Raw genomic sequence first — 1,281 nt, forward strand, 5'->3', positions numbered from 1 at the left:
GGGCAGCGTGGAGCAGGTCGCGTCGGCCACCGCCAGCGCCGCGGCGAACCGGCCCCGCGGATGGCGGACCAGCTCGGCGCCGTGGGGGGTGAGTAGGGCGTCGATACTCGCCGGCAGGCCGGCGACAAACCGCTCGCCGGAGTGCTCGCCGTCGAACAGCGCCTCGACCGACGGGTCACGGAACACCTCGGCGGGCGTGTCGTACAGGTGGTGCAGCCGGTTGAACGCGACGAGCAGGTAGGCGGTGTAGCCGACGCCGTAGGGCCACTCGACCCGGCCGTCCAGCAGCGCCGGCAGCTCGACGGAGCGCAGGTCGTAGGCGCCGCTGACCGGCGCGAGCGCGCCGAGGCGCAGCGCGGGGTCGGCGCCGGAGCGCAGCGCCGTCGCGAGGCCCGTCGCCGCCGAGGCGCCCTGCGAGAAGCCGGTCACCAGGACCCGCGGGTCGACCGTGCGTCCCTGCGTGGCCAGGAACAACCGGGTGGCGCGCAGCAGGTCGAGCGACGCGGTCACCTCGGAGGGCACGTCCATCCACGGGTGCAGGCCCGGCCCGACACCGAGGCCGAGGTAGTCGGGGGCGGCCGCGGCGAAGCCGGCCGCGGCGTAGGTGAGGGCGGGGGCCTGGCCCCAGCCGTCGGCGGCCCGGTCCGTCGCCGTCGACGGGGCGTCGGCGCGGGCGATCTCGGTGCCATGGGTGTAGGAGACGACGTGCAGCCGGCGGGTGTCGGTGGCGGGCAGGGCCAGCAGGCCACTGGCGGTGGTCGCCAGCCCGCGGGGGTCGATCGTGCGGTAGACGAGTCGGTAGCTGACCACCCCCGAGCGCAGGATCGCCGGGTCCGCGTCGAACCCGGCTGCGGTCAGCACCGCCCGCACCTGCGCCGCCGACAGCACGTCCAGCCGCTCGGCCGTCACCACGGTCCGCGGCTCCCGCGGCTCCCGCGGCTCCCGCGGCTCCCGCGGCTCCCGCGGTTGGCAACGGCGCCGCGGCGGCATCGACGAACGCAGTGGCGGGAGCCGCGCCGCTGCCGAGAATGCCGGCGGACACGAGCATGAGGGCAGTGGCCGCGAGGACGACGGTCCTCCGCCGCCGCGGCGAGCGCTTCGGCGAGTACCTCGACGCGGTGATCGTTTCGTCACGGGAACACATGTCGTGCATACGTACAGCCATTTCGATCACGCTAGGGAGTCCGGCGCCCCGCCCCCATCCGGCCAGCAGCCGAACCCGGCGGGGGGACCACCCCCGCCGGGTTCGGCTGCTGGCCGGATGGGGGCGGGGCGCCGGAC

Annotated in this window: 1 protein-coding gene; it reads right to left on the bottom strand. The window is 76.1% G+C overall.

Translation table 11 applies throughout. From position 1 onward, the window contains the following. Positions 1-912, bottom strand: a 912-nt coding sequence (locus NBZ85_RS31185; protein ID WP_261563429.1) for a lipase family protein, incomplete at its 3' end; no start/stop codon positions are given. Between the last annotated feature and the right edge of the window lie 369 nt (positions 913-1,281).

The sequence above is a fragment of the Frankia tisae genome, assembly GCF_025403405.1.
Lineage (GTDB): Bacteria > Actinomycetota > Actinomycetes > Frankiales > Frankiaceae > Frankia > Frankia tisai.